Source organism: Paenibacillus sp. MAHUQ-45, assembly GCF_058133325.1.
This window is the reverse complement of the sequence record NZ_JBYUPV010000037.1, coordinates 1-724: the sequence shown is the minus strand read 5'-3', so window position 1 is coordinate 724 and position 724 is coordinate 1. Positions and strand designations below refer to the sequence as shown.

Genomic DNA, 724 nt, shown 5'->3' with positions numbered 1-724 from the left:
CCCAAGATCAGAACCAAACAAAACAAAAAAAAATTGCTTTCTTACGTTTCACATGTCAGGATGGTGCCAGACACTCTTATTGGATAGTCAAAAATCTCTTTTGTTTCTGTGTAAAAGGGAGGTCCTTTCAAGGCGTGAATGTTTCAGAACTTGAATTTATTTGGAAATGACCCAGCTCTTCAGTACACTGTCGTCACTTAGTTTAGCACAGGATAGAAACTCGGGTAACCAAAACACCTGGAGAAACGATTGTATGTTCAGTTCAGTTCAGTGGCTCAGTCGTGTCTGACTCTTTGGGACCCCGTGGCCTGCAGGACGCTGGGCTTCCGTGTCCATCACCAACTCCCGGAGTTCACTCAAACTCATGTCCATCAAGTCAGTGATGCCATCCAGCCATCTCATCCTCTGTCGTCCCCTTCTCCTCCTGCCCCCAATCCCTCCCAGCATCAGAGTCTTTTCCAATGAGTCAACTCTTCGCATGAGGTGGCCAAAGTACTGGAGTTTCAGCTTTAGCATCATTCCTTCCAAAGAACACCCAGGGCTGATCTCCTTCAGAATGGACTGGTTGGATCTCCTTGCAGTCCAAGGGACTCTCAAGAGTCTTCTCCAACACCACAGTTCAAAAGCATCAATTCTTCAGCGCTCAGCCTTCTTCACAGTCCAACTCTCACATCCATACATGACCACAGGAAAAACCATAGCCTTGACTAGACAGACCTTTGTT

The 724-nt window shown here is 46.7% G+C and carries 1 protein-coding gene; it reads right to left on the bottom strand.

Annotated elements, in window-relative coordinates; genetic code table 11:
• Positions 1–267: 267 nt before the first annotated feature.
• Positions 268–402, bottom strand: coding sequence for a hypothetical protein (locus tag AC3Y23_RS29020; protein ID WP_379205552.1), 135 nt, complete (start codon positions 400–402; stop codon positions 268–270).
• Positions 403–724 lie beyond the last annotated feature (322 nt).